This window comes from Mesorhizobium sp. M0048, assembly GCF_040323405.1.
Taxonomy (GTDB): Bacteria; Pseudomonadota; Alphaproteobacteria; order Rhizobiales; family Rhizobiaceae; genus Mesorhizobium.
This window is the reverse complement of sequence record NZ_JAMYUV010000004.1, coordinates 130,764-156,251: the sequence shown is the minus strand read 5'-3', so window position 1 is coordinate 156,251 and position 25,488 is coordinate 130,764. Positions and strand designations below refer to the sequence as shown.

The 25,488-nt window shown below is 63.3% G+C and carries 23 protein-coding genes and 1 pseudogene; 17 read left to right on the top strand and 7 right to left on the bottom strand.

Annotation, left to right across the window (positions count from 1 at the left end):
- The first annotated feature begins 101 nt into the window (after positions 1-101).
- From NKJ84_RS06275 to NKJ84_RS06250, 6 genes are all read left to right on the top strand, one after another.
- Positions 102-650 (top strand): histidine phosphatase family protein, encoded by a 549-nt coding sequence (locus tag NKJ84_RS06275; RefSeq protein ID WP_352454578.1) that lies wholly within the window; start codon positions 102-104, stop codon positions 648-650.
- 213 nt (positions 651-863) lie between these two features.
- The gene (locus NKJ84_RS06270; protein ID WP_023676462.1) at positions 864-1,148 is read left to right on the top strand and encodes an acyl carrier protein; all 285 of its coding nucleotides are present in this window, start codon (positions 864-866) and stop codon (positions 1,146-1,148) included.
- 39 nt (positions 1,149-1,187) lie between these two features.
- Positions 1,188-2,375: a beta-ketoacyl-ACP synthase gene (locus NKJ84_RS06265; RefSeq protein WP_352505776.1), complete on the top strand. Its 1,188-nt coding sequence runs from the start codon at positions 1,188-1,190 to the stop codon at positions 2,373-2,375.
- A gap of 75 nt (positions 2,376-2,450) precedes the next feature.
- Entirely contained in the window at positions 2,451-3,740 is a 1,290-nt protein-coding gene (locus NKJ84_RS06260; protein ID WP_352505775.1) for a beta-ketoacyl-ACP synthase, read from the top strand.
- 36 nt (positions 3,741-3,776) lie between these two features.
- A complete protein-coding gene (locus NKJ84_RS06255) occupies positions 3,777-4,805 on the top strand; it encodes a zinc-binding dehydrogenase (protein WP_352505774.1) in 1,029 nt (342 codons plus the stop codon).
- Between the two features lie 2 nt (positions 4,806-4,807).
- Positions 4,808-5,800 (top strand): lipid A biosynthesis lauroyl acyltransferase, encoded by a 993-nt coding sequence (locus tag NKJ84_RS06250; protein WP_352505773.1) that lies wholly within the window; start codon positions 4,808-4,810, stop codon positions 5,798-5,800.
- Between the two features lie 150 nt (positions 5,801-5,950).
- On the opposite strand, the gene NKJ84_RS06245 is transcribed toward NKJ84_RS06250, so the two are convergent.
- Positions 5,951-6,379, bottom strand: coding sequence for a L,D-transpeptidase (locus NKJ84_RS06245; protein WP_254818202.1), 429 nt, complete (start codon positions 6,377-6,379; stop codon positions 5,951-5,953).
- 222 nt (positions 6,380-6,601) lie between these two features.
- On the opposite strand from NKJ84_RS06245, the gene NKJ84_RS06240 reads away from it, so the two are divergent.
- From NKJ84_RS06240 to NKJ84_RS06220, 5 genes are all read left to right on the top strand, one after another.
- On the top strand, positions 6,602-7,891 hold the full coding sequence (locus NKJ84_RS06240) for an acetylornithine deacetylase/succinyl-diaminopimelate desuccinylase family protein (protein WP_352505772.1): 1,290 nt from the start codon (positions 6,602-6,604) through the stop codon (positions 7,889-7,891).
- Positions 7,892-8,021: 130 nt separating this feature from the next.
- Positions 8,022-9,500, top strand: a complete 1,479-nt coding sequence (locus tag NKJ84_RS06235; protein ID WP_352505771.1) for an ABC transporter substrate-binding protein — start codon at positions 8,022-8,024, stop codon at positions 9,498-9,500.
- A 238-nt stretch (positions 9,501-9,738) separates the two neighbouring features.
- On the top strand, positions 9,739-10,686 hold the full coding sequence (locus NKJ84_RS06230; protein ID WP_352505770.1) for an ABC transporter permease: 948 nt from the start codon (positions 9,739-9,741) through the stop codon (positions 10,684-10,686).
- Positions 10,683-11,552 (top strand): ABC transporter permease, encoded by an 870-nt coding sequence (locus tag NKJ84_RS06225; RefSeq protein ID WP_352505769.1) that lies wholly within the window; start codon positions 10,683-10,685, stop codon positions 11,550-11,552. Before NKJ84_RS06230 ends, NKJ84_RS06225 begins: the two co-directional genes overlap by 4 nt.
- Positions 11,549-13,171 (top strand): ABC transporter ATP-binding protein, encoded by a 1,623-nt coding sequence (locus NKJ84_RS06220; RefSeq protein WP_352505768.1) that lies wholly within the window; start codon positions 11,549-11,551, stop codon positions 13,169-13,171. The genes NKJ84_RS06225 and NKJ84_RS06220 overlap by 4 nt, the downstream gene beginning before the upstream one ends.
- 10 nt (positions 13,172-13,181) lie before the next feature.
- On the opposite strand, the gene NKJ84_RS06215 is transcribed toward NKJ84_RS06220, so the two are convergent.
- Positions 13,182-13,613, bottom strand: coding sequence for a tellurite resistance TerB family protein (locus NKJ84_RS06215; RefSeq protein ID WP_352505767.1), 432 nt, complete (start codon positions 13,611-13,613; stop codon positions 13,182-13,184).
- A gap of 189 nt (positions 13,614-13,802) precedes the next feature.
- Here NKJ84_RS06215 and NKJ84_RS06210 point away from each other — a divergent pair, with 189 nt between their 5' ends.
- The 3 genes from NKJ84_RS06210 to NKJ84_RS06200 all read left to right on the top strand — a co-directional run bounded on the left by NKJ84_RS06210 (position 13,803) and on the right by NKJ84_RS06200 (position 15,408).
- Positions 13,803-13,973: a hypothetical protein gene (locus tag NKJ84_RS06210; protein WP_254818195.1), complete on the top strand. Its 171-nt coding sequence runs from the start codon at positions 13,803-13,805 to the stop codon at positions 13,971-13,973.
- Between the two features lie 111 nt (positions 13,974-14,084).
- Positions 14,085-14,912, top strand: coding sequence for a helix-turn-helix domain-containing protein (locus tag NKJ84_RS06205; protein WP_352505766.1), 828 nt, complete (start codon positions 14,085-14,087; stop codon positions 14,910-14,912).
- A 73-nt stretch (positions 14,913-14,985) separates the two neighbouring features.
- Positions 14,986-15,408, top strand: coding sequence for a VOC family protein (locus tag NKJ84_RS06200; RefSeq protein ID WP_352505765.1), 423 nt, complete (start codon positions 14,986-14,988; stop codon positions 15,406-15,408).
- Here NKJ84_RS06200 and NKJ84_RS06195 read toward each other — a convergent pair.
- Together NKJ84_RS06195 and NKJ84_RS06190 are read right to left on the bottom strand one after the other, a co-directional pair.
- The gene (locus NKJ84_RS06195; protein ID WP_352505764.1) at positions 15,405-16,874 is read right to left on the bottom strand and encodes a cobyric acid synthase; all 1,470 of its coding nucleotides are present in this window, start codon (positions 16,872-16,874) and stop codon (positions 15,405-15,407) included. The genes NKJ84_RS06200 and NKJ84_RS06195 overlap by 4 nt on opposite strands.
- A 1-nt stretch (position 16,875) precedes the next feature.
- The gene (locus tag NKJ84_RS06190; protein ID WP_352505763.1) at positions 16,876-17,490 is read right to left on the bottom strand and encodes a dimethylsulfonioproprionate lyase family protein; all 615 of its coding nucleotides are present in this window, start codon (positions 17,488-17,490) and stop codon (positions 16,876-16,878) included.
- Positions 17,491-17,628: 138 nt separating this feature from the next.
- On the opposite strand from NKJ84_RS06190, the gene NKJ84_RS06185 reads away from it, so the two are divergent.
- Genes NKJ84_RS06185 through mmsB form a run of 3 tightly spaced genes read left to right on the top strand, consistent with a single transcriptional unit; the run spans position 17,629 to position 20,144 of the window.
- Positions 17,629-18,795 carry an isobutyryl-CoA dehydrogenase gene (locus tag NKJ84_RS06185; protein WP_352505762.1) on the top strand — a complete coding sequence of 389 codons (1,167 nt, stop codon included), beginning with the start codon at positions 17,629-17,631 and terminating at the stop codon, positions 18,793-18,795.
- 37 nt (positions 18,796-18,832) lie between these two features.
- A complete protein-coding gene (locus NKJ84_RS06180; RefSeq protein WP_254818189.1) occupies positions 18,833-19,201 on the top strand; it encodes a four helix bundle protein in 369 nt (122 codons plus the stop codon).
- A gap of 58 nt (positions 19,202-19,259) precedes the next feature.
- Positions 19,260-20,144, top strand: a complete 885-nt coding sequence (gene mmsB, locus NKJ84_RS06175; protein WP_352505761.1) for a 3-hydroxyisobutyrate dehydrogenase — start codon at positions 19,260-19,262, stop codon at positions 20,142-20,144.
- 323 nt (positions 20,145-20,467) lie between these two features.
- Here mmsB and NKJ84_RS06170 read toward each other — a convergent pair whose 3' ends face one another.
- From NKJ84_RS06170 to NKJ84_RS06160, 3 genes and pseudogenes are all read right to left on the bottom strand, one after another.
- Positions 20,468-21,847: an aspartate aminotransferase family protein gene (locus tag NKJ84_RS06170; protein WP_352505760.1), complete on the bottom strand. Its 1,380-nt coding sequence runs from the start codon at positions 21,845-21,847 to the stop codon at positions 20,468-20,470.
- Positions 21,848-22,101: 254 nt separating this feature from the next.
- Positions 22,102-24,170: pseudogene (locus NKJ84_RS06165) on the bottom strand (prolyl oligopeptidase family serine peptidase).
- A gap of 95 nt (positions 24,171-24,265) precedes the next feature.
- Positions 24,266-25,426 carry an MFS transporter gene (locus tag NKJ84_RS06160; protein WP_352505759.1) on the bottom strand — a complete coding sequence of 387 codons (1,161 nt, stop codon included), beginning with the start codon at positions 25,424-25,426 and terminating at the stop codon, positions 24,266-24,268.
- Between the last annotated feature and the right edge of the window lie 62 nt (positions 25,427-25,488).

Genomic DNA, 25,488 nt, shown 5'->3' with positions numbered 1-25,488 from the left:
TCGGCCGCAGGTTGCACTCGGCTTGTCTTTCAGCCGGCTTTGCCGTCCCTATATGCCGGTCACCGGGGACCTGCCTGCCGGTCACCCGAAAAGGATGTCTGATGCTTCGATTTGTGCTGGCGCTGCTGTTGCTTGCCGTTTCCGCCACAGCCCATGCGACGGAAGCCGGCTGGGCGCTGCTGCGCGACGGCGGGCATGTGGTGCTGCTTCGCCATGCCATGGTCACCGGCACCACCGATGCGGCCAATTTCGACCTCGGCAAATGCGCCACCCAGGTCAATCTCTCTGAGCGCGGCAAGCAACAGGCGCGCAAGATCGGCGCGCTGTTTGGCGCCCGCGCGGCACCGGTCGAGCGCGTGCTGTCCAGCCGCTATTGCCGCTGCCTCGAAACCGCGCGCATAGCTTTCGAAAGCGAACCGGAGCCGTTCGCACCGCTTGACCTGCTGAAGACCGACGAAAAGGAGAAGGCCGCTCAGATCGCTGCGATCCTGGCAGAAATCCGCGGCTATTCCGGCTCCGACAATCTGGTCATGGTCACGCATCTCGAAGACATCAAGGAATTGACCGGCATCTCGCCGCGCGAAGGCGAAGCCGTGGTCGTCGAGCCGCAAGGCGACGGATTGCGCGTGCTCGGCCGCGTTACCTTCTGACCGGGCCGGTCGCTCCTCGCGTCGAGCGAGATAGGTGTTGCCGAAATGCCACTGCCACGAGAAGCCGTGGTTGGATTCCGATCTCATCTTGCTCTGCCAGAACATCAATCCCATCTGCGCCCGGCGTATCAGGCCTTTTCCTGCCCGGAAAAACCGATTAGACAGCCCAAAACACATGCGGACAGATTCCGCCCGCAATCGAAGGAAAAGCCCTTGTCCACCACGTTCGACAAAGTCGCCAAGATCATCGCCGACACCAGCGAGATCGACATCGAGACGATCACGCCCGAAAGCCACACCATCGACGATCTCGGCATCGACAGCCTCGACTTCCTCGACATCGTCTTTGCCATTGACAAGGAATTCGGCATCAAGGTGCCATTGGAAAAGTGGACGCAGGAGGTCAATGACGGCAAGGCCTCGACCGACGACTATTTCGTCATGAAGAACCTGTGCGCCAAGATCGACGCGCTCGTCGCCGCCAAGAACGCCATCTAAGCACTGCGCTTGACGCGCCCTCACCCACAACAGCCGCCCATGAACCCCCGCGACGTCGTCATATCAGGCATCGGCCTTGTCTCGTCACTGGGCGAGGGTCCGGATGCGCATTGGCAAAAGCTCGTCCAGCCGCGCCTTGAACCGGTTCTGGAGGCCTCGCGCTTCTCGCCCTATACGGTCCACCCGCTGCCGGAGATCGACTGGAACCTGCAGATCGCCAAGCGTGGCGACCAGCGGCAGATGGAGACCTGGCAGAGGCTCGGCACCTATGCGGCCGGCCTTGCGCTCGACGATGCCGGCATCAAGGGCAATGACGAACTCTGCGCGACCATGGACATGGTGGTGGCCGCCGGCGGCGGCGAGCGCGACGAGGCGGTCGACGCGGCCATTCTCGCGGCATCGGAAAGCCGCAATGACCGCGACGTGCTGCTCAACGAGAAGCTTACCACGGAATTGCGCCCGACGCTGTTTCTGGCACAGCTCTCCAACCTGCTCGCCGGCAACATCTCGATCGTCCATAAGGTGACGGGATCATCGCGCACCTTCATGGGCGAGGAAGGTGCCGGCGTTGCCGCTGTCGAGACGGCGGCCGCGCGCATCCGCTCCGGCCAGTCGACGCATATACTGGTCGGCGGCGCTTTCCAGACCGAACACTCCGACATGCTGCTCGGCTATGAACTGGCCGGCTACCTGCATCGCGGTCCGTGGACGCCGGTCTGGCAAAGGCAAGGTGCCGAGGGCGGCGGCGTGGTGACCGGATCCGGCGGCGCGTTTCTCGTTCTGGAGCAGCGCGAGCATGCGGAAAGCCGTGGCCGGAAGATCTATGCGGAACTCGGCCCGATCCTGTCCGGCCGTGCCAAGCGCCGGCGGGGCGAACTCGACGGTGAGATCGCCGCGCTGCTGAAGCAGGCCGCATTGCCGAATGGCGAGCTGCTCGCGATCTCCGGCGCTTCGGGCGCCCATGCCGCGACCGCCGCCGAGAAATCGGCGCTCGACGCCAATCCGGCGATCGCCGCACGCGGCTTTTCGACGCTGACCGGCCACATGAAGGAAGCGCAGTTCCCCTTTGCCGTTGCGCTGGCGGTACTGGCTGTCGACCGCAAGGCCGCCTACCCTGTGTTCGACGCCACAGTCGAAAAACCGTTTGCCGGTGTCCCGAAGACCGTCCTTGCAACGGCGATCGGCTATCACCAATTCGAGGGTATGGCGCTGATCAAAGCCGCCTAGAGCATCGGACCGAAAAGTGTGACGCGGTTTTCGGGCGATGCGACGCTCCAAGAGAAACAGGTTTTTGGACAACAAATGGCCAATCTGAACGACCATATGGGCAGGCCGATCGTCGCGGTCACCGGCATCGGCGTGGTGACGTCGCTCGGTGTCGGCAAGGCCGACAATTGGGCGGCGCTGACATCGGGCAAATCCGGCATCCATCCGATCACCCGCTTCCCGGTCGATCATCTCAACACCCGCATCTCCGGCATGGTCGACTTCCTGCCGTCGAGCTCCAAGGGCGCCAGTCTCCTCACCTATGAGCTTGCCGAAACCGCCGCCCAGGAAGCGATGTCGGAGGCGGGCCTCGATGCCGGCGATTTCGGCGGACCGCTGTTCCTCGCTTCGCCGCCGGTCGAGCTCGACTGGAGCGAGCGCTTTTCGCTCTACAATTCCGACAAGCCCAATAATTCAGACAGGCACGATTCCGGCGCCGAAAGGCTGCTGCGGGTAGCGCGCGGCCTCAGAGAACTCGACATCTTCGAGACCACCCAGTTCGGCTCGATTGCCGACCGGCTTGCCGACCGTTTCGGCACGCGCGGCCTGCCGATTACGCTGTCGACCGCGTGCGCTTCGGGCGCCACCTCGATCCAGCTCGGCGTCGAGGCGATCCGCCGCGGCGAATGCGACAGGGCGCTGTCGATCGGCGCCGACGGCTCGGCGACCGCCGAGGCGCTGATCCGCTTCTCGCTTCTATCGGCGCTCTCCACCCATAACGACATCCCTGAAAAGGCCTCAAAACCCTTCTCCAAGGATCGCGACGGCTTCGTGCTCGCCGAAGGCTCGGGCGCCCTTGTGCTGGAATCGCTGGAGGCAGCACTTGCCCGCGGCGCCACCGTTCTCGGCATATTGCGCGGCTGCGGCGAAAAGGCCGACGACTTCCATCGCACCCGCTCTAAGCCGGACGGTTCGCCGGCGATCGCGGCGGTGCGCGCCGCTCTTGCCGATGCCGGCTTGAGCGAGGACGGGATCGATTATGTCAACGCCCATGGCACCTCGACGCCCGAAAACGACAAGATGGAGCATTTGTCGCTGTCGACGGTGTTCGGCGAGCGGATCTCGTCAATGCCGGTCTCGTCGAACAAGTCGATGATCGGCCATACCCTATCGGCTGCCGGTGCTGTCGAGGCAGCATTTTCGCTGATGACGATGCGCGAAAGCGTCATTCCGCCGACCATCAACTACGACAATCCCGACCCGGCGATCGTCCTCGACGTGGTGCCGAACACCAAGCGCAACGCCGAGGTCGGCACGGTCCTGTCGAACTCCTTCGGCTTCGGCGGCCAGAACACCTGCCTTGTCATGGCGCGGGAACCGGTCTAAGCGACCTTTTTCAGCCAGACTGAACCGACAGGCACCATGCGCGCATTGCAACTTATCGAGGACCGCCGCCTTGAAACGGTGGACCTGCCGCCCCCGCCGCAACCTGCGCTAGGCGAGGTGACGCTGCGCATCAAGGCCGTGGCGCTGAACCACATCGACGTCTGGGGCTGGCGCGGCATGGCTTTTGCCAAGCGCAAGCTGCCGCTGGTCGTCGGCGCCGAGGCCTCGGGCGAGGTCGAGGCGGTCGGCCCCGGCGTTTCCAGCCTTGTGCCCGGGCAATTGGTCTCGATCTATGGCGCCCGCACCTGCGGGCTTTGCCGCGCCTGCCGCGAAGGCCGCGACAATCTCTGCGAGCATGTTTCGGGCGTGCACGGCTTCCATCTCGACGGCTTTGCGCAGGAAAAGATCAACCTGCCGGCGCGCCTTCTGGTCCCAGTTCCGCCCGGCGTGAGCGAAATCGGCGCGGCGGTGGCGCCTGTCACCTTCGGCACGGTCGAGCACATGCTGTTCGACAATGCCCGGCTGCAGTCCGGCGAGACGATACTGGTCCATGCCGGCGGCTCCGGCATCGGCTCCGCCGCGATTCAGCTGGCCAAGAAGATGGGCTGCACGGTCATCACCACCGTCGGCTCGAACGACAAGATCGACAAGGCCAAGGCGCTCGGCGCCGACCACGTCATCAATTACCGCGACGACCGCTTCGAAGGCGTCGTGCGCAAGCTGACCAAGAAGAAGGGCGTCGACGTGGTGTTCGAGCATGTCGGCGCCGACACCTTTGCCGCCTCGATGCTGTGCCTCAAACGCGGCGGTCGGCTGGTCACCTGCGGCTCGACCTCGGGCGTGTCGACGCAGATCAATTTGATGCAGTTGTTCCAGCAGCAGCTGAAGCTGCTAGGCTCGTTCGGCTGCCGCATGGAAAACATGGCCGACGCCATGCAGAAGATGGCGGCGGGCCTGGTCGCGCCGGTGATCGACACCGAGGTCGGCTTCGACGGCATCGATGCGGCGCTGAAACGCATGGAAGGCCGCGACGTCTTCGGCAAGATCATCCTGCGCGTCGGCTGAGAATGATCGGCAACGCCTTCAAGAAGATCCGCAGGGACCTGGGATTCCGCTATGGCAGGCGGCTTCGCCAGTTCAATTACTGGCTGGTCGCGCGGGTCGCGATGATCATCATCTCCGCGCTGCGCCTGCTGCCGCCCGACAGCGCGCTCAATTTTGCCGACCGCGCCGCCCGCCGCATCGGCCCTTGGGTGGCGCGCCATCAGGTTGCGGTCGACAATCTGCGCCAGGCCTATCCGGAAAAAAGCGATGCCGAGATCGAAGCGATCGCTTCCGACATGTGGGGCAACATGGCCCGCCTGGCCGCCGAATACATTTTTCTCGATGCTTTGTTCGACTACGATCCCACTGCGACGAAGCCAGGCCGCGTCGAGGTCAAGGGCGTGGAGCATTTCGTGCGCATCGCGGGCGAGGACAAGCCGCATATCGTCTTCACCGGGCATCTCGGCAATTTCGAACTGCTGCCGGTGGCGGCGGCGACTTTCGGCATGAATATCACGGCGCTGTTTCGCCCGCCCAACAACCCTTACCTCGCCGACTACATCCTCTCGACCCGCCGCTCGAGCATGGGATCGCTGCTGCCGTCTTCGACCGGTGCCTCGTTCGCGCTTGCGGCCGTCCTGGAGAAGGGCGGCAATATCGGCGTGCTAGTCGACCAGAAATTCACCGGCGGGCTCGAGACGACATTCTTCGGCCGCCCCTGCGAGAGCAACCGGGTCCTCGGCACCCTGGCGCGGCACTACGATTGCGATGTCTACCCGGCGCGCTGCGTGCGCTTGCCGAACAATCGTTTCCGGCTCGAGATCGAGGACAAGCTCACCTTGCCGCGCACCGCCGGCGGCAGTGTCGACGTCCCCGCCACCACCCAGCTTCTCAACGACGTCGTCGAGCGCTGGGTGCGCGAAGACCCCGGCCAGTGGATGTGGTTCCACAAGCGCTGGGAGATCAGCAAGCGCAAAAAGCGTCGGCCGGTGACAATGCGCGACAAAGCCGCTTGAGCGGAAACCATAGCAAGCGTTTTCCGCTACTGACGTATTTTGTTCTTGCTTTGTGCCGGCAGCTATGCTACAAATTTAGTTATGGTGCTATTTGGCTCCGACGAACCCGCCGCTCCGGCGGGTTTTTTGTTGCGGGCCGGGGAGCAGACCCTAATTCGTCACGAGGATCCGCGTATTGCCGAAGCCGGCTTTGCGCACCATCGAATAGAATGCGGCCGCGTTGCTGGGGTGAAGGCGCACACAGCCATGCGATGCCGGGCGCCCCAATTGCCGGATCGCGCCGGTGCCGTGGATGGCATAGCCGCCGCGGAAGAACACCGAATAGGGCATCGGCGACATGTCGTATTTGCGCGAATACCACATCCGGGCCGTCCGCTGTGGACGATAGCTGCCGCGTGGCGTGATGTAGCCTTTGCGGGCGGTGGAAACGCTCCACCGGTAATACGACAGCCCGTATCTTACCGTCATCGTCTGTGAGGAAATATCGATGTTCGCGACCAGGCTGGCCGCACGACTCTCGAACGACGAACCGAACAGCATCGCTACTAATGCCGCTGCCATGAGAACAGTGTTTTTCATGCAATCAAACCCCTTTGATGCCCCTTGCCTGCCTGCCCTCACGCTGTTCCCCAGCGTTTTGATGGCAAGCCAGCGAGCTAACACTTACTCCCTGACGATTTCACCAATCCCAAGCAGCGAATTTGAACGATTTCCCGCAATAGTTGCCGTAACGACACGCAATCGCCTGGCAATTCGCCATCGGGCTTGCAAAACCCCCTCATCCGCTGCTCAATTCGCCGAATGAACGAACCGAACGAACGGCTCCTCAAGGCTATCGATGACCGAGCCGATGATCTGGTTGCACTGGCTGCGGATCTGATCCGCTTTCCGACCATCAATCCGCCCGGCGAAGCCTATCGGCCATGTGCCGAATATATCGGCGCGCGGCTGAAGAAGCGTGGTTTTGAGACGGAATTCATCCGTGCCGAGGGCACGCCTGGCGACACTGACCATTACCCGCGCGTCAATGTCGTCGCCCGCTTCGATGGCCGGGCGCCGGGTGCTTGCGTGCACTTCAATTCGCATATCGACGTCGTCGAGCCCGGCGACGGCTGGAGTCTCGATCCATTCGCCGGCATCGTCAGGGATGGCAAGGTCTATGGCCGCGGCGCTTGCGACATGAAAGGCGGGCTTGCCGCCTCGATCATCGCCGCTGAAGCCTTCATGGAGGTCTTTCCCGATTTTCCCGGCGCCATCGAGATTTCAGGCACGGTCGACGAGGAGTCCGGCGGCTTTGGCGGCGTCGCGCATCTGGCCAAGCTCGGCTATTTCTCCAGGCCGAAGGTCGACCACGTCATCATTCCCGAACCGCTCAACAAGGATCGCATCTGCCTTGGCCATCGCGGCGTCTGGTGGGCGGAGATCGAGACCAGGGGCGAGATCGCGCACGGCTCGATGCCGTTCCTCGGCGACAATGCGGTGCGCCATATGGGCGCCGTGCTGCGCGCCTTCGAGGACGAATTGTTTCCGGCGCTCGACCGCAAGATGACGTGCATGCCGGTCGTGCCCGAAGGCGCAAAACGCTCAACCATGAACATCAACTCGGTCCATGGCGGCCAGACGGAGGATTTCCGGCCCGGCCTGCCCTCGCCCAACGTGCCCGATTCCTGCCGGCTGACCATCGACCGCCGCTTCCTGCTCGAAGAGGATCTCGCTACGGTCAAGAGCGAGGTGACCGATATCCTCGAACGGCTGAAGCGCGAGCGCAAAAAGTTCGACTACGAAATCCGCGATCTGATGGAGGTGCTGCCGCTGATGACCGAGCGCGACGCGCCGGTGGTTAAGGCGGTCGCGCAAGGCATCATGGAGATATTCGACCGCGAACCGGATTACGTGATTTCGCCCGGCACTTACGACCAGAAGCACATCGCCCGTATCGGCCACATCTATGACTGCATCGCCTATGGCCCGGGCATCCTCGATCTCGCCCACCGGCCCGATGAATGGGTCGGCATTGCCGATATGCTGGACTCGGCAAAGGTGATGGCGATCGGCCTCGACGTTCTGCTGAGGGACGCCGGCCCGCGATGATCCGGCCTTGGGCGAAAAAACATTCCTCCCGGCGACCGCCGACGGGACGAAACGCAATTTACTCGGCGGCGAATTCACGCTTCTATCCGGCCGGGTTTGAGCACGTGTTTTAGACATGGGGAGTTGCACGATGAAATTGTGGAAAACCATTCTGGCCGCCGCGGCGCTGGCGTTGGCCGCCGGAACCTCGGCGATGGCCGCGCGCACCGACCTGGTCATCGGCATTACGCTCGAACCCCCGCATCTCGACCCGACCGCGGGTGCCGCCGCGGCAATCGACGAGGTACTCTATGCCAATGTCTTCGAGGGCCTGACCCGCATCGGCCCGAACGGCGAAGTGCTGCCCGATCTCGCGGAAAGCTGGAGCATTTCCGACGACGGCAAGGTCTACATTTTCAAGCTGCATACCGGCGTGAAATTCCATGACGGCACCGACTGCAACGCCGACGACGTGAAATTCTCGCTCGACCGTGCCCGCGCCGACAATTCCGTCAACGCGCAAAAGGGCCTGTTTGCCGCCATCGACAAGGTCGAGGTTGTCGATCCCGCGACGGTGAAGGTCACGCTGAAGAACCCGCAAGGCTCGTTCCTCTACAATATGGGCTGGGGCGACGCGGTTATCGTGGCGCCTGAGACAGCCGACACCAACAAGGAAAAGCCTGTTGGCACCGGCCCATTCAAGTTCCAGAACTGGGCCAAGGGCTCATCGATCACGCTGGTCAAGTCGGACAATTACTGGGGCGCCCCGGTATTCCTCGACAAGGCCGAGTTCCGCATCATTCCGGATGCCGCCGCCGCCGTTCCGGCGCTGCTTTCCGGCGACGTTCAGGCCTTTCCGTTCTTCGACCCCGACAGCGTCGCCCAGGTCAAGGACGACCCACGCTTCAAGGTGGTGATCGGCTCGACCGAGGGTGAAACCATCCTGTCGATCAACAACAAGAAGCCGCCCTTCGACAAGCTGCAGGTCAGGCAGGCGATTTCCTTTGCGCTCGATCGCAAGGCGATCATCGACGGCGCCTCGGCCGGCCTCGGCGTGCCGATCGGCTCGCACATGTCGCCCGCCAGCAAAGCCTATGTCGACCTCACCGGCCTCTATCCTCACAATGTGGACAAGGCCAAGGAATTGCTGAAGGAAGCCGGCTTGGAGAATGGCTTCAAGGCGACGCTCAAGCTGCCGCCGCCCTCCTACGCGCGGCTCGGTGGCGAGATCATCGCCTCCGAGCTTCGCGAAATCGGCATCGATCTCGAGATCATACCGGTTGAATGGGCGCAATGGCTGGACCAGGTCTTCACCAAGAAGGATTACGACCTGACCATCGTTTCCCATACCGAGCCCAACGACATCGATATCTATTCGCGTAAGGACTATTACTTCAATTACGACAATCCGGCCTTCGACAAGATCATCGAGGAGCTGAACCTTACCTCCGATGAGGCCAAGCGCACGACGCTGCTCGGCGAGGCGCAGAAGGTCCTGGCAGATGACGCCGTGGTCGGCTTCCTGTACGAATTGCCGAAGGTCGGCGTCTGGGACGCCAAACTGCAGGGCCTGTGGGAAAACGCCCCGATCCAGGCCAACGACCTGACCAAGGTGAAGTGGACGGATTGAGGCGCTGACAGAAGGGGCGAAAGTTGCACTCCGTCACACCCCTCTCTGTGCCGGACATCTCCCCCTCAAGCGGGGAGACTGGCCGTTTCCACGCTGGCTCTGTCCTTGCAACGCCAGTGGTTAGCGAAGAGGGCTCAATCTCCCCGCTTGAGGGGGAGATGTCCGGCACAGAGGGTGGGCGGGAACGCAAGCTTCGCCCGGTTTTTGCGTTCGCCAACACAGCGGTTCCTCAACGTCCATGACCGCCTACCTCCTCAAGCGGCTCGCCATCGCCGTCGTCACGCTGGTTCTGGCCTCGATAGTGGTCTTTGCCGTGCTGGAGATCATTCCCGGCGACCCGGCGCGGCTGATGCTTGGCCTGAACGCCAGTGCCGACCAGATCGAATTGCTGCGCAACCAGATGGGTCTCAACGCTCCCGTCGTGCTGCGCTATCTGCATTGGGCCGGCGGCTTGCTGAGCCTCGATTTCGGCCGTTCCTACACCTATTCGGTGCCGGTCATCGATCTGGTCCGTGAGCGCCTCGTCGTCTCGCTGCCGCTGGCACTGATGGCGCTGGCGCTGTCCACCGTCATTGCCATTCCGGTCGGACTGTTTTCCGCCAGCCGGCGCGGCCGGGCCGGCGACACGATCGCGATGGGTGCCGCCCAGCTTGGCGTCGCCGTGCCCAATTTCTGGTTTGCGCTGATGCTGATTTATCTGTTCGCCGTCTGGCTGCGGCTGGTGCCGGGCGGCGGCTTTCCCGGCTGGAGCGCCGGCGTCTGGCCGGCACTGAAATCGCTACTTCTGCCGGCGGTCGCCCTCGCTCTGCCACAGGCGGCGATCCTCGCCCGGGTCACCCGCTCGGCGCTGATCGAAGTGCTGAACGAGGACTACATCCGAACCGCCCGCGCCAAGGGCCTGCCCTATCGCCTTGTCTTGTGGCGGCATGCGCTGCGCAACGCCATGATCCCGGTGGTCACCATTCTAGGCCTGCAATTCGCTTTCCTGCTTGCCGGCACCATCATCATCGAGAACGTCTTCTACTTGCCCGGCCTCGGCCGGCTGGTGTTCCAGGCGATCAATCAGCGTGACCTGATCGTGGTTGAGAGCGTCGTCATGTTGCTGGTCGCCGCGGTCATCATCGTCAATTTCGTTGTCGATCTCTCCTATGCGGTGGTCGATCCGCGCCTGAGAGGCCGGCAATGACGCTGCACATCGACATCCCCGACGAGAACCTTGCCGGCATCCTGGCCAAGGCGTTTCGAAACCGTTCGTTCCTCGCCGGCTTCTTCATCACCGCACTGGTGGCGGCGGTCGCGATCCTGTCGTTCTTCTGGACGCCTTACGATGTCACCAATCTGGTCATTTCCGACAAGACCCAGGCGCCGTCGCTGGCGCACTGGTTCGGCACCGACCATTTCGGTCGCGACATCCTGTCGATGATCATGGTTGGCGCCCGCAACTCGATTGCCGTGGCGCTGGTGGCGGTCGGCATCGGCATGGGCGTCGGCGTACCGCTCGGCGCCTTTGCCGCGGCGCGCGGCGGCTTCGCCGACGACGTGCTGATGCGGTTGAACGATTTGGTCTTCGCCTTTCCGGCGCTGCTTTCGGCAATTATGATCACCGCCATCTTCGGGCCGGGCGCGTTCAACGCCATCATTGCCATTGGCATCTTCAACATCCCGGTGTTCGCGCGCGTCGCCCGGGCCGGCGCCTTGGCGATCTGGCCGCGCGAATTCATCCTCGCCGCCCGCGCCGCCGGCAAGAGCAGGACGCTGATCAGCATCGAACATGTGCTGCCCAACATCGCCACGCTGCTGCTGGTGCAAGGCACCATCCAGTTCGCGATGGGCATACTGGCCGAAGCCGGGCTTTCCTATGTCGGGCTGGGCACCCAGCCGCCAATGCCGAGCTGGGGCCGCATGCTGTTCGATGCCCAGACCCGCATGGTGGTGGCGCCTTGGATGGCGATCTTTCCAGGCATGGCGATCGTCGTCACCGTGCTTGGCCTGAACCTGCTTGGCGACGGCATTGCCGACATTCTCGATCCGAAATCGCGGCGGCAGCGATGAGCCTGCTCGAAATCGAGAAGCTGTCGCTGACCATCGGCAGCACCCGTATCCTCAGAGACATCGAACTTTCCGTCGCGCCGGGCGAAGTGATGGGGCTGGTTGGCGAATCCGGCTCCGGCAAGTCGATGACAGCGCTCACGGTGATGCAGCTTCTGCCCTGGGCGGCGCGCGCCAGCGGACGCATCAACTTCGACGGCGTCGACATCCTTGCCGCCAGCGAGGACCAGATGTGCGCGCTGCGCGGCGACGACATCGGCATGGTGTTCCAGGAGCCAATGACGGCGCTCAATCCGGTCAAAACCATCGGCGAGCAGGTCGCCGAGGGTATTCGCTGGCACACCAGGGCGAGCCGCGCCGACGCCGAGGAACGGGCGCGAAAAATGCTGGACCGGGTCGGCCTGCCGGCAGCACAATTCCCGCTCTCGCGTTATCCGCACGAACTCTCCGGCGGCCAGCGCCAGCGCGTCGTCATCGCCATCGCCTGTGCGCTGAAGCCCAAGCTGCTGATTGCCGACGAGCCGACGACCGCGCTCGACGTGGTGCTGCAGGCGCAGATCCTCGACCTGCTGCGAGATCTCGTAGCGGAAAACCGCATGGGCCTGCTGCTGATCTCGCATGACCTCGCAGTGGTGACCGAGATGGCGGACCGCATCACCATCCTGCGCCATGGCGAGGTGATGGAGGCCGGCGATACCGCGCGCACGCTGTCGGAACAACTTCATCCCTACACGCGACAGCTGGCGCAGGCCTCGATGCATGTGCCGGCGCGGGCCCGCACACATGACAGCGGATCGGCCAAACCGCTGCTTCAGGTAGAGAACGTAACGCGGGATTATCCGGGACGGCGCACATCCCTGTTGAAACGCGCGGCTCCAATCCGCGCCGTCGACGATGTCTCCTTCGCGATGGCGCCCGGCCGGTCGGTGGCACTGGTCGGGCGTTCCGGCTGTGGCAAGTCGACGCTTGCCCGCATGATCCTGGCACTGGACAAGCCGACGACCGGTACGATCCGCTTCCGCGGCGACACCCTCACCGGCAAGAGCGAGGCGGAGCTCAAGCCGGCGCGGCGCGACATGCAGGTCGTATTCCAGGACCCGTATGGCTCCTTCGACCCACGCCAGAAGGTCGAAAGATTGGTGGCAGAGCCCCTGCATGTGCTGGAGAAGAAGCCGGCGCCCGCCGCACGGCGCGAGATGGTGGCGCATGCGCTGCACGAGGTCGGCCTCTCACCAGGCGACATGGACAAGTATCCGCATGAGTTTTCGGGTGGCCAGCGTCAGCGCCTGTCGATCGCCCGCGCCATCATCACGCGGCCGAAGCTGGTCGTCGCCGACGAGCCGGTCTCGGCACTCGATGTCTCGATCCGCGCCCAGATCCTCGACCTCTTCGCCGAGCTCAACCAGAAGCTCGGCATCGCCTATCTGTTCATCACCCATGATCTGACCGTCGCCCGCGCCATCACCGACGAAGTGATGGTGATGCATGACGGCAAGATCGTCGAGCGCGGCAGGACGAGCGAAGTGCTCGACCACCCGCAATCCGCAGCCGCCAAGGCGTTGGTCGCCGCCGCTCCCGATTTGCATCGGGCGATCGCGAAACGGCTGCAGGAACAGGGGTGAGCTGCGACCGTTAGCCTTGCGGCTTCACCACATCGGCAGGGCTGATTTCAAGCAGGTCGAGGGTGCGGCGCAACAGCTGCATCTCGCTCCCGGCAAGTTGCGAATCGGCCTTGGCGATCTCGGCCATATGGCGGGCGAGCAGCTTGCGCCGTTCGACATCGAGGTCGCGGAACTGCGCGATGGCCTGCGAGCCGTTGGTCTCGTAGCCGAATTCGTTGAGGTATTCGATGACGCTGTCGACGCTGGTTTCGGGAATGCCGAAGGCGTCCCGGCAGATACGCCTGAAGGCGGTCATTTCGCTTTCGCTGACCGAACCATCGGCCAGGATCATGCGGAACAGCATCAGTAGCTCCGCCGACAGCACCGGATCGTCCGCCACCTTGCGCACGCCGGGGTCGCCGTCGAAAATCGAGCGTATCTGGTCCAGCAATCCCATCGCCATCAGCCCCTTCCGATTCGTTCGGAAGGTAGCGCGGAATCGGCCTGGCGCAAACGGGGGTGCGCGTGCTGGAGCCGCATGTTTTCTCGCTGGAAAGCTGCCGGCCAATCCGGCAAGCCGCTGCGCTCATTGGTGTGTGACCGTGCGACTGATACTATGCCGCTGTACGAATCATGTTGAGGAGGGACGGACATGAATCTCAGTGCACCTACCCAGCTTATTTTTATCATATCCCTTGTCATCGCCATCATCGGCGTTCTCGCCGCGCTTGGCGTTCTTGCGTTTATCCCTTTGGCTTCTGTGTGGATTGTCGTCATCGCCTACATCGTGCTGGCCGCCGGCTGTCTGATGCGCGGCGCTTAAACACGTCCAGACAATTCGGAATCTCAGGCAACTCGGTGCGCCCGGCCAAAAGCGGGGCGCTTTTGATTCTGCAGGATGGTCTGTTAGAATTCCTGGACCAGGGAAAGCACAATGCCCACCAGCGAAGACGGCGGCCGCCACGACAGCCCGGAGCTCGATCAGTTCGAGATGGTGCGGCGCGCGCCGAGCCATCGGCTTCAGGGCGCCGTCACTGACATGTGCGGCTTTCGCGAAACCATGCCAAGCCATTTCCGCGCGATCGAATATGCCTCGCTGACCGTGCCGCTGGTCATCAGCTTTGCCGAACCCTTTGCCATCGGGCTCGGCAGGAACCCCAGCGACAATGACCGCTTCGCCAGTTTTGCCGCCGGCCTTTATGCCGGGCCGGTGGTGATCGAATCCTTCGGCGGCGCCTGCTGTGTGCAGATCAATTTCACTCCGCTCGGCGCTCGTCGCTTCTTCGGCCGCCCGATGAGCGAACTGACCGACCGCATGGTCGGCCTGGATGACGTGCTCGGCGTCGAAGGCATCGCGCTTCGCGAAAGGCTTGGCAATGCGCCGGATTGGAGCTCACGCTTTGCCATCGCCGAGGCCTTCGTCGGCGATCGGTTGGTAAGCGCAGACCGCACTCAGGCCGAAATGGTCTGGGCCTATGAGACGATCATCTCGACGCGTGGGCGGACCCGCATCTCGACGCTGGCCGAAAAGCTTGGCTGGAGTCGCAAGCATCTTACCGGAAAATTTTCGGACGCAGTCGGTACCGGCCCAAAAACGCTGTCGCGCATCGTCCGTTTCAACCATGCGCTTGGCCTGTCGAGACAGACCAACAGTGATTGGGCCGACATCGCCGCCGACTGCGGCTATGCCGACCAGGCGCATCTGGTGCGCGAGTTCCGCGACCTCGCAGGCGTCACGCCGACCACTGTCGCCGCGAGGTAACATTTCTTCAAGACGCGCAACCAGCCTTCGCCCAGACTGGGTTGATCGACCAACCCGCTGAAGGAGATCAGTCATGCCGAACATCACCGAACCACCGCGGCTTTACCCGGCGCTGCGCTACAGGAATGCCGGCAGGATGATCGATTGGCTGTGCGAGGCCTTCGGCTTTAGCGTTCGCGCCCGCTATGGCGAAGGCGACGTGGTGCACCATGCCGAACTCGCTTTCGGCTCCTCGATCATCATGCTCGGCACGGCGCGCGACGATGCCTATGGCAAGATGGTCGGCGCGCCCGGTTCGGGCGGCGGCAAGTCGATCTACGTTGCGGTCGCTGACGCAGATGCGGCATACGCGCGGGCAAAGACCGCCGGCGCCGAGATTCTGGAAGAACTCACCGACCGCGACTATGGCAGCCGTGAATTCATCTGCCGCGATCCGGAAGGCAATCTCTGGTCGTTCGGCACCTACTGGCCGAAGGCTGACGAGCCCGCCAGCTAACGCGCCAGCCCAAAAATCGCGTCGCAGTCGAGGTGGGTTTCCAGCTCGGCGGCGATCTCGTCCAGTGCCCGTTCGACCTCGGCGCCGTAGTCGATGCCGCCGCCCTTGACGCCGAGGCTTTCGAGGAATTTCGCCCGGAAGGCATCGGCGGAAAACAGCCCGTGCATATAGGTGCCCAGCACCTTGCCGTCGGCCGAGATAGCGCCGTCATCGACGCCGTTGATAACGGCGGACGGCCGCAGCGTGTCCGGACCGGTGGTGCGGCCGAGATGGATCTCGTAGGCCTCGAGCGGCAGATCGAATTGCACCGAGCGCGCGCTGACGTTGCGCACCGTCTTTTCCGGCTCCATCACCGTTTCGACGTCGAGCAGCCCGAGGCCTTGCGCCTCGGTAACGCTGCCCTCGATACCATCGGGATCGCGCACGACATGGCCGAGCATCTGGAAGCCGCCGCAGATGCCGACGATATGGCCACCGCGTTTCCTGTGCGCGGCAAGGTCGCGGTCCCAGCCGTTCTCGCGGAATTTCAGGAGATCGCCGATCGTCGACTTCGAGCCGGGAATGACCACCAGCCCTGCATCCTGCGGCAGGCGCTGGCCAGGCGGCACGAACACCACCTCGACCTGCGGTTCGGCCTTGAGCGGGTCGAGGTCGTCGAAATTGGCGATGCGCGAGAGCACCGGCACGGCGATCTTCAGCGCGCGCTTCTCGCCGGACGTCAGCCGTTCGAGCACGACGGAGTCTTCCGACGGCAGCCGCGCCGCCGCCTTCAGCCACGGCACCACGCCAAAGCAGCGCCAGCCGGTGAATTTTTCGATCGCCTCGATGCCATCGTCGAACAGCGAGACATCGCCGCGGAACTTGTTGATGAGATAGCCGACGATCATGCGCCGGTCCTCGTCCGGCAGGATCAGGTGGGTGCCGGCGACCGAGGCGATGACGCCGCCGCGATCGATATCGCCGACCAGGATCACCGGCACGCCGGCGCGCGTCGCAAAGCCCATATTGGCAATGTCGCGGCTCCTGAGGTTGATCTCGGCCGGCGATCCCGCGCCCTCGACAATGACCAGGTCCGCGCCCTCGCCGACCGTCGCCCAGGAGTCCAGCACCGCATCCATCAGCCGGCCCTTCAGCGCCTGATAGTCGCGCGCCCGCGCCTCGCCGAACACCTTGCCCTGCACCACGACTTGAGCGCCGACATCGGTCTGCGGCTTGAGGAGCACCGGGTTCATGTGGATGGTCGGCGGCACGCCGCAGGCGATCGCCTGCAGCCATTGGGCGCGGCCGATCTCACCGCCGCCTGAAACGCCTGGAATATCGGCGACAGCGGCGTTGTTCGACATGTTCTGCGGCTTGAACGGCCGCACTTTCAGCCCACGGTTCCTGGCCGCGCGGCACAGACCGGCAACGAGCACCGTCTTGCCGACATCCGAACCCGTGCCCTGCAGCATGATCGCCTTGGCCATATCAGTCCCTGCCCTGCGCAACAGTTCCGGTGATCGTCGACTTGGCTGCCAGTGGCCCGCCGCGCCAGAGATAGAGCGCCAGCAGCGGCTCCTTGCCGGTGCGCATGGCGTGGCTGACGCCAGAGGCATGGTGGATCACCTCGCCCGGCGCTCGAAGGCGAAAACCGCCATCGCCTATGCGCCATTCGGTGCCGCCGGTCAGCGGGATGTAGATCTCCTCCGCGACATGGTGGTGGTCGGGGTAGACGATGTCGGGTCCAAGGATCAGCAGGCCGGCCGCGACCTCTTCATTGACGAAATAGCCGCGCGTACCGAACACCTCAAGCCAGCCGTAATTGTCGATGAAAACCTTGCCGAAATCCGCTTCCCCATAGGTCTGGCCCCAGCGCAGATCGCCGCGACGCGCCGCAACCAGCCGCGCCAGCGGCTTGGCCGCAACGGGAGCGAGTTCGACGATACGGTCGAGCTGGACGAGACAAGGCAGTGCATGCGGTTCGAGCGGCCGGCTTGGCATATCCCAGCCGATCCGGGCCACGGCGTCGCGCACCAGCGCAGCATCGAACGTCTGGAGATAGGCATGGAAGCATCCAAGCAGTTCGTCGAATTTTGTCGTCACACTTTGCTCCAAAGCGCATTCGCGCACAGCGGCTGCGCAGACGGGTCGGGTTGCGCGGCGGCATCATTGGTCTAGATTGAACGGCGCGCAAAGCCAAAAACGACAGGCCAGCAGGCCGGAAACGTCAGGGAGCACGCCATGGACGCCGCTGTCGATGCTGGCACCAGCCAGTTCGAACTCAACGAGGACCAGCGCGCCATCCAGGAGATGGCCGAGGCCTTCGCCGCCGACCGTGTGGCGCCGAACGCACTCGACTGGGATCGCAACAAGTATTTCCCCGCCGACGTGATCCGCGAGACGGGCCCGCTCGGCCTTGGAGGCATATATGTCCGCGAGGATGTCGGCGGCTCGGGGCTCGGCCGGCTCGACGCCGTGCTGATCTTCGAGGCGCTTTCGCGGGCCGATCCGGCGTTTTCCGCCTTCATCTCTATCCACAATATGGCGGCATCTATGATCGACCGCTTCGGCAGCGACGAACAGCGCCGGCGCTTCCTGCCGAAGCTGACCTCAATGGAATGGCTGGCAAGCTATTGCCTGACCGAGCCCGGCTCGGGCTCGGATGCGGCGGCGCTGAAGACGCGCGCGGCAAAGAGCGGCGGCGACTATGTGCTGAACGGCGCCAAGCAGTTTATCTCCGGTGCCGGCGACAGCGACCTCTATGTCGTCATGGCGCGCACCGGCGCCGACGGGCCGAAAGGCATTTCCACCTTCGTCGTGCCGAACGATGCGCCGGGCCTTTCTTTCGGCGCCAACGAGCACAAGATGGGCTGGCACATGCAGTCGACGCGCCAGGTCGTCTTCGAGGACTGCAAGGTGCCGGCGGAAAACCTTCTGTCTGCAGAAGGCGCCGGCTTCGGCATCGCCATGGCCGGGCTCGACGGCGGCCGGTTGAACATCGCCGCCTGCTCACTCGGCGGCGCGCAATCGGCACTCGACAAGGCGCTCGCTTACACGGCCGAGCGCAAGGCTTTCGGCTCGAAGATCAACCAGTTCCAGGCGCTGCAGTTCAAGCTTGCAGACATGGAAACCGAATTGCAGGCAGCGCGCGTCTTCCTCTACACCGCCGCTTCGAAGCTCGACCGCAACACGCCGGATGCCTCAAAATGGTCGGCGATGGCGAAGCGCTTCGTCACCGACACCGGCTTCAATGTCGCCAACGACGCCCTGCAGCTGCACGGCGGCTATGGTTATCTGCACGATTACGGCATCGAGAAGCTGGTGCGCGACCTGCGTGTCCACCAGATCCTCGAAGGCACCAACGAGATCATGCGCGTCATCATCGCTCGCGCCCTGATCGGGCGGTAAGGCAGTAGGCAGTAGGCAGTAGGCAGTAGGCAGAAAGATGACCGGCAAGATCAATTCGTACAAGGATCTTATCGTATGGCAGCAAGCGATGGATCTGGCCGTCACCACCTACTCCCTGACCAAGGCATGGCCAAAAGAGGAATTGTATGGGTTGACCAGCCAGATCCGCCGCTCAGCAACCTCTATTCCTGCAAACATCGCGGAAGGTTACGGCCGAGACAACAGAGGCTCCTATCAGCAATTTCTCAGGATTGCCCAGGGATCGCTGAAGGAGTTCGAGACACACCTCCAGATCGCTGAACGCATTGGCCTTGCTACGCATGATCAAGCTTATCACGTGCTTTTAGCGACCGAGGGCATTGGGAAAATGCTTCGCCAGCTTATTAACAAACTTGCGCCCGAATAGGTCGCTTACTGCCTACCGCCTACTGCCTACTGCCTACCCACACCACGGGAGCGCCAATATGACCACCATCGCCTTCATCGGCCTCGGCAATATGGGCAATCCGATGGCCGCCAACCTGGTCAAGGCCGGGTATGCCGTGCACGGGTTCGACCTGGTGCCGGAGAACCTCGTCATCGCCAGGGAACACGGCGCCGTCATCATGGCCAACGCCGTTGCAGCGGTGAAAGACGCCGATGCGGTCATCACCATGCTGCCAGCCGGTAAGCATGTTCTGACGGTTTACGCAGACATAGTGTCCAAGGCAAAAAAAGGCGCGCTGTTCATCGATTCCTCGACCATCGATGTCGAGTCGGCTCGAAAGGCCCATGCCATCGCCGCCAAGCACGGGTTGCTGTCGATCGACGCGCCGGTCTCCGGCGGCACGGGCGGTGCCGCGGCCGGCACGCTGACCTTCATGGCCGGCGGTTCGAAGGATGCCTTCGCCAAGGCCGAACCAATCCTCAAGCCGATGGCCGGCCGCATCGTTCATTGCGGCGACGACGGCGCCGGACAGGCGGCGAAGATCTGCAATAACATGATTTTGGGCATTTCGATGATCGGTGTTGCCGAGGCCTTCGTGCTGGCGGAAAAGCTCGGCCTGTCGCACCAGGCGCTGTTCGACGTCGCCTCGACCTCGTCCGGCCAGTGCTGGTCGCTGACCACCTATTGCCCGGTGCCCGGCCCGGTGCCGACATCGCCCGCCAACAATGGCTATAAGCCTGGCTTCGCGGCGGCACTGATGCTGAAGGACCTGAAACTGTCGCAGGAGGCCGCACAGAGCATCGGTGCAGCAACGCCGCTCGGCGCCGAGGCAGCTCAGCTCTATGCGCTGTTCAACGCACAAGGGAATGCCGGTGCCGATTTTTCCGGCATCATTAATTTCCTCCGTGGTAACCCGGCGTAAGCTCCAAGTTCACAGGTTTTCGATCTGCCCAAAGCGGAAAGTCGGCAAATTTAGGTTTGCTTAAGCTCTTGCTAACCCTGCAGTAACGATATGCGTTTAAAACGGATTGCGAGGCGGACATCCGCCCGGCGCTCCGGATCAGGTCTCGCGTACCGGAGCCCGCAAGTTTCGCCGTTAGTTTCGCAAGTGTATTGTTGGCGAAGCGCCATGCGTATCTGGCAAAGCCGCGTTCCCGATGGAGCGCGGTTTTTGCGTTTCGCTTCCTCGCTTGGCAAGCGCTCGGTCGATCGCCGGGCGCCCGACATGGAGCGCCCGGCGGTCGTTCACCGCTTGCGCAGATCTGCTTCGGCCAGATCGAGCGCCTTTGCGATACGATCGCAAGCCATGTCGATCGTCTCGCGCGTCCAGATCAGCGGCGGCGACAGGATCATCGTGTCGCCGGTGGCGCGTAGCATCATGCCCTGGGCAATTGCGTGGTCGCGAACGGTCACCGCCGCGTTGCCGGCCGGCAGGAAGCGCTCCTTGGTTGCCTTGTCCTTGACGATCTCGATCGCTCCCATCAGCCCGAACGAGCGCACCTCGCCGACCAGATCGTGCCCGCCGAGACGTTCCTGCAAAGCTCTGGCGAAGTAAGGCCCGGTGTCGTTCCTGACGCGCTCGACCAGCCCCTCGCGCTCGATGATCTCGAGGTTCTTCAGCGCCACCGCGCAGGCCACCGGGTGCCCGGCATAGGTGTAGCCGTGATAGAATTCGCCGCCCTTTTCGACCAGCGTCGCCGCGATGCGGTCGCCGACCAGGAGCGCCGACAGCGGCTGATAGCCAGAGGTCAGCGCCTTGGCCGTGGTGATGGTGTCGGGCTCGACATCGAAGGCTTGTGCCGCGAACCACTCGCCGGTGCGGCCGTAGCCGGTGATGACCTCGTCCAGCATCAGCAGGACGTCGTATTTGCGGCAGATGCGCTGCAGTTCCGGCCAATAGCTCATCGGCGGGATCTTCACCCCGCCTGCCCCCATCACCGGTTCGCCGATGAAGGCGGCCACCTTGTCGGCGCCAGCTTCGAGGATCGCGTCCTCGACCGCTTTTGCCGCGCGCAGGCCGAAATCATGGTCGCTTTCGCCGGGCAGTGCGAGCTCATAGGCATAGGGCATCATTACATGGACGATGTTGGGCACGGCGCCGCCGAGCTGCTTGTGCATCAAATCCATGCCGCCGAGCGAGGCGCCGGCGATGGTCGAGCCGTGATAGCCCATCTTGCGCGAGATGATGCGGTTCTTCTCCGGTTTGCCTTCCAGCACCCAATAGTGACGGACCAGGCGCAGCGCCGTGTCGTTGGCCTCCGAACCCGACGAGCCGTAGAACACCTGGTTGATATGACTTGGCGCGATCTCCGCCAGCTTTTTCGACAGCAGAACCGGCGTCGGCGTCGAGCATTTGAAGAAGGAGTTGTAGTAGGGCAATTCCTTCATCTGGGCGTAGGCGGCGTCGGCCAGCTCGTCGCGGCCATAGCCGACATTGACGCACCACAGCCCTGCCATGCCGTCGAGGATTTCCGTCCCTTCGGAATCGTAGATGAACGGCCCGTTGGCGCGAGTGATGATCCGCGAGCCGGTCTCGCGCATCTCTTTGTGGTCGGTGAACGGATGAAGGTGATGCGCGGCATCGATCTGCTGAAGCTGCTTCAGCGAATAATTCTGGTAGGTCATGTCTGATCTTTCCTCTTGAACCAATCCGGCAGCTTTTGCGCCGGGGCGGATTCGTCAGAGGACAGCGGGCGGCGAATAGCCGATGCGGGCGCACAGCCGCAACAGCTCGGCGCGAAGCGTGCGCGGCGACGGCGTCACCGCGACCCCAAATGCGCAACCCGATTTCGCCAGCCGAGCCATGCATGTACCTTAGGCTGCCTCGAGCCCTCAGTTCAAGCCGTGCCGGTAAAGCGACGCCGGTCAATTGGTGCCAGTCAATTGGTGCCAGTCAGGGCCCGCTGCAGGAAGACGTACTTCATTGCCGCCTGTGCGGCCTGCGGCCGCCGATCGCCGCGTCCGCCATGGCCGCCCTCGGTCTCCTCAAAGAACAGCGTCTTGCCGTGGCCGGCCGCCTGCAGCCGTGCCGCCATTTTGCGCGCATGCCCGGGATGGACGCGATCGTCGGCGGTCGAGGTCGTCAGCAACACCGGCGGATAGGCTGCGTCCGTGTCTACATGCTGGTAGGGCGAATAGGCGGCGAGCCAGGCTGCCTCTACCGGCTTCGCCGGATCGCCATACTCGGCCATCCATGACGCGCCGGGCGGCAGTTCGGTGTAGCGCAGCATATCGAGCAGCGGCACCTCGATGATCACTGCACCGAACAATTCCGGGTGCTGGGTCAGCGAGACGCCGGTCAGCAGACCACCATTCGATCCACCCTGGATGCCCAGTGTGGCGGGCGTAGCGATGCCGCGTTTGACCAGATCTTGCGCCACCGCGGCGAAATCGTCGAAGGCATTCTGGCGATTGCCTTGAGCGCCGCCTGATGCCAGTTCGGCCCGAACTCGCCGCCGCCGCGGATGTTGGCCTGCACATAGGCATTGCCCTTCTCCAGCCACAGCCTGCCGCGCACGCCGGCATAGCCGGGTAGCAGCGGCACTTCGAAGCCGCCATAGCCGTAAAGCAATGTCGGCACGGGTCCATGCAAGTCGCGCCTCCTGACGACGAAGTACGGGATCATCGTGCCATCCTTCGAGCGCGCTTCGAACTGTTCGGAGACCAGCGACGACGCATCGAAACGCGCCGGCTGCGACTTCACCGTTGCCAGCCCCGCGGCGTTGTCGTCCGACCAGATGATCGAGCTCGGCGTCAGGAAATCGGTGAAGGAGAAGGAGACGCTGGAACCGAAATGCTCGGCATGGCTGATGCCGACATTGCCGTTTTCGGGCAAAGCCACGGGCTTGAACTCCCAGCCGCTGTCGCTGCGCTTGCCGGCGACGACCTTGCCGCGCACATTGTCCATCAAATTGATGAAAAGCCGGTCCTGCGTGCGGGCAATACCGGCGATCGAGACACGGTGCGCCGGCTCGAGCACGGTATCGAGGGATCCGAATAGCCCGGTTTCGATCCAGCGCTCGAAATCGAGTGAATAGAGCCCGTCGGGCTTGCACAGCGTGCCGTCCGGCGCCGTCCATGGCGTACGCACGCCGAAGACAAACTGGCCCTTGAACAGTGCTGTATCGGTGACGTCGTCCGGCAACGGGATGCGCCTGTTTTCGCCCGATGGCAGCCGCAGGAAACTGTGCGAGGCGAAGAAGTCGATGGTCCGGGCGAGGAAGACATGACGCTTGTTGCCGTCGAATTCGACGGACCCGCCGGCGGCAAGATCCTGCTTCAGCGCCTCAAAGATCGGCATCGCCTCGTTCAGTGGCGTGCCGCGCCGCCAAAGCTTGACCACGCGCGGATAACCGGACTGGGTCTTGTCGTCCTCCTCGAAGGCGGCGGAAACGATAACCGTGTCCTCGTCCAGCCAGCTAAAGCTCGACTTCGAGGCAGGAGCGCGAAAGCCGCTATCGACGAACGATCTGCTTTCGATATCGAATTCGCGCATCTCGCTGGCATCGCCGCCATCCGGCGACAGGTTGAGTAGGCAGCGGCTGAAGTCGGGGTAGAGCCGACTGGCGCCGCTGAACACCCATTTCACCCCCTCTTTCGCCGCCAGGTTATCGAAGTCGATGATCGTCTGCCATTCCGGCTTGTCGGTCTTGTAGGACGCGACCGTGGTGCGCCGCCAGAGGCCGAGTACGTTCGTTCGGTCCTGCCAGAAATTATAGACATAGCCGTTGATAGCGGCCCCAACGGCGATGTTATCCTCGGCCGTCATCAGGTCGAGTGCCGTCTCGAACGACGTCCGATAGGACGGATCACCCTGCAGCTCCCCGACCGTGATCGCATTTTGGCGATGCACCCAGTCGAGCGCCTGCTTGCTCCTCCTGTCCTCCAGCCAGAGAAACGGGTCTTGGGCCGGTGAACCCGGCTGTCCCTTGGTATTCGATTTGGTCATGAGGTCTCCGGTTGAATCGGGCGGCGGCATAGCCAAGATCGACATGGGGCCGCTTATATTCAAGTCGTTCGTCAGAAACGGCGGCTTTCTGGCATTCACGCCATCCGTCTTCGAATGACCGTTACAACTGTCAGCGCCAGGCAAATGGCACCGAGCGTCATTGGCAGGCCGCCGGCGCCAACAACATCCATGGCGCTGCCCGCCAGCGGCGGCACGGCGATGCCGCCGATGCCCCACATCAAAGAGAAGGCGGCATTGCCGGCGACCAGTGCCGAGCCGGTGAACCGCTCGCCGAGCTCGATGATCGACATCGTGTAGATACCGTACGAAACCGCACCCCAGACGAAGACGCACGACCAGATCAGCGGCGTCTCGATGAGAACCGGCAGCAGCGCGCATCCCAGCACCGTCATCGAAACACAGATGAACCGCACCAGCCGCGCCGTCAGTCGTTCCGCCAACAGGCCGAGCGGCACCTGCATAGCGATATTGCCGGCGATCATCACTGACAGCAGCGCCGACATGCGCGCTTCCGCAATGCCATAATGTGTTCCGTAGACCGGCAGCAAGGCGAGCACCGCCTGTTCGAAACCGGCGGCCACAATCACCGCCGATAACAGCAGCCACGCCTGCGGCACGAACCCCAGCACCGAAACCCGGTGCCCGCTCTCGTCGACCTTGGGCAGCCGTGCCAGCACCGAGGCGAGGCAGGCGCCGCAAAACAGGAATGCGCCGATGCCGACCAGAAACGGCGGCCATCCCACGGTGCCGACCGCAAGCAGGCACAGCGGCCCCGCCGCAAAGCCGGCCGAAATGATGGTCGAATAGATGCCCATGACGCGGCCGCGGCGTGCCGGCGGCGCCAGTGCGATCACCCAGACTTCGCTCAGCACGTAGAGCGGGTTGGTGACGGCGCCGATCAAAAAGCGCAGCGGAAACCACAGATAGACATTTTGGGTCCAGCCGATCAGCGCGAGCACCAGCGCGGAAAGTGCCGCGCAAGTAAGCGCGGTGCGCCCTGCCCCGAAACGCCGCGCCAGCGCCGGAACCAGCGGCGACGAGACGATGAAGCCGATCGGCGTCATTGCCGCCGACAGGCCGATTATGGCCGGCGAGACGCCCTGGCGCTGCAGGATGAAGCTCAACAGCGGATAGCTCAGCCCTTGCGCGATGGCGAACACCGAGACGGTGGCGATCACGCCGGTGATCGCCGCCCATTGCCCTATTTCGCCGCTGCTTTGTTCCGCCCGGTCCATGATGCAGGATTAGCGTTTCGGTTCCGTCGCGGTAAGCACCGGCAACGAAAACCGCTTGCGCC

What these genes read in the sequence shown, in the direction of transcription:
- NKJ84_RS06275 (WP_352454578.1), top strand. Translation starts at nt 102, where the DNA reads ATGCTTCGATTTGTGCTGGCGCTGCTGTTGCTTGCCGTTTCCGCCACA.
- NKJ84_RS06265 (WP_352505776.1), top strand. Translation starts at nt 1,188, where the DNA reads ATGAACCCCCGCGACGTCGTCATATCAGGCATCGGCCTTGTCTCGTCA.
- NKJ84_RS06260 (WP_352505775.1), top strand. Translation starts at nt 2,451, where the DNA reads ATGGCCAATCTGAACGACCATATGGGCAGGCCGATCGTCGCGGTCACC.
- NKJ84_RS06255 (WP_352505774.1), top strand. Translation starts at nt 3,777, where the DNA reads ATGCGCGCATTGCAACTTATCGAGGACCGCCGCCTTGAAACGGTGGAC.
- NKJ84_RS06250 (WP_352505773.1), top strand. Translation starts at nt 4,808, where the DNA reads ATGATCGGCAACGCCTTCAAGAAGATCCGCAGGGACCTGGGATTCCGC.
- NKJ84_RS06245 (WP_254818202.1), bottom strand. Translation starts at nt 6,379, where the DNA reads ATGAAAAACACTGTTCTCATGGCAGCGGCATTAGTAGCGATGCTGTTC.
- NKJ84_RS06240 (WP_352505772.1), top strand. Translation starts at nt 6,602, where the DNA reads ATGAACGAACCGAACGAACGGCTCCTCAAGGCTATCGATGACCGAGCC.
- NKJ84_RS06235 (WP_352505771.1), top strand. Translation starts at nt 8,022, where the DNA reads ATGAAATTGTGGAAAACCATTCTGGCCGCCGCGGCGCTGGCGTTGGCC.
- NKJ84_RS06230 (WP_352505770.1), top strand. Translation starts at nt 9,739, where the DNA reads ATGACCGCCTACCTCCTCAAGCGGCTCGCCATCGCCGTCGTCACGCTG.
- NKJ84_RS06225 (WP_352505769.1), top strand. Translation starts at nt 10,683, where the DNA reads ATGACGCTGCACATCGACATCCCCGACGAGAACCTTGCCGGCATCCTG.
- NKJ84_RS06220 (WP_352505768.1), top strand. Translation starts at nt 11,549, where the DNA reads ATGAGCCTGCTCGAAATCGAGAAGCTGTCGCTGACCATCGGCAGCACC.
- NKJ84_RS06215 (WP_352505767.1), bottom strand. Translation starts at nt 13,613, where the DNA reads ATGGCGATGGGATTGCTGGACCAGATACGCTCGATTTTCGACGGCGAC.
- NKJ84_RS06210 (WP_254818195.1), top strand. Translation starts at nt 13,803, where the DNA reads ATGAATCTCAGTGCACCTACCCAGCTTATTTTTATCATATCCCTTGTC.
- NKJ84_RS06205 (WP_352505766.1), top strand. Translation starts at nt 14,085, where the DNA reads ATGCCCACCAGCGAAGACGGCGGCCGCCACGACAGCCCGGAGCTCGAT.
- NKJ84_RS06200 (WP_352505765.1), top strand. Translation starts at nt 14,986, where the DNA reads ATGCCGAACATCACCGAACCACCGCGGCTTTACCCGGCGCTGCGCTAC.
- NKJ84_RS06195 (WP_352505764.1), bottom strand. Translation starts at nt 16,874, where the DNA reads ATGGCCAAGGCGATCATGCTGCAGGGCACGGGTTCGGATGTCGGCAAG.
- NKJ84_RS06185 (WP_352505762.1), top strand. Translation starts at nt 17,629, where the DNA reads ATGGACGCCGCTGTCGATGCTGGCACCAGCCAGTTCGAACTCAACGAG.
- NKJ84_RS06180 (WP_254818189.1), top strand. Translation starts at nt 18,833, where the DNA reads ATGACCGGCAAGATCAATTCGTACAAGGATCTTATCGTATGGCAGCAA.
- mmsB (WP_352505761.1), top strand. Translation starts at nt 19,260, where the DNA reads ATGACCACCATCGCCTTCATCGGCCTCGGCAATATGGGCAATCCGATG.
- NKJ84_RS06170 (WP_352505760.1), bottom strand. Translation starts at nt 21,847, where the DNA reads ATGACCTACCAGAATTATTCGCTGAAGCAGCTTCAGCAGATCGATGCC.
- NKJ84_RS06160 (WP_352505759.1), bottom strand. Translation starts at nt 25,426, where the DNA reads ATGGACCGGGCGGAACAAAGCAGCGGCGAAATAGGGCAATGGGCGGCG.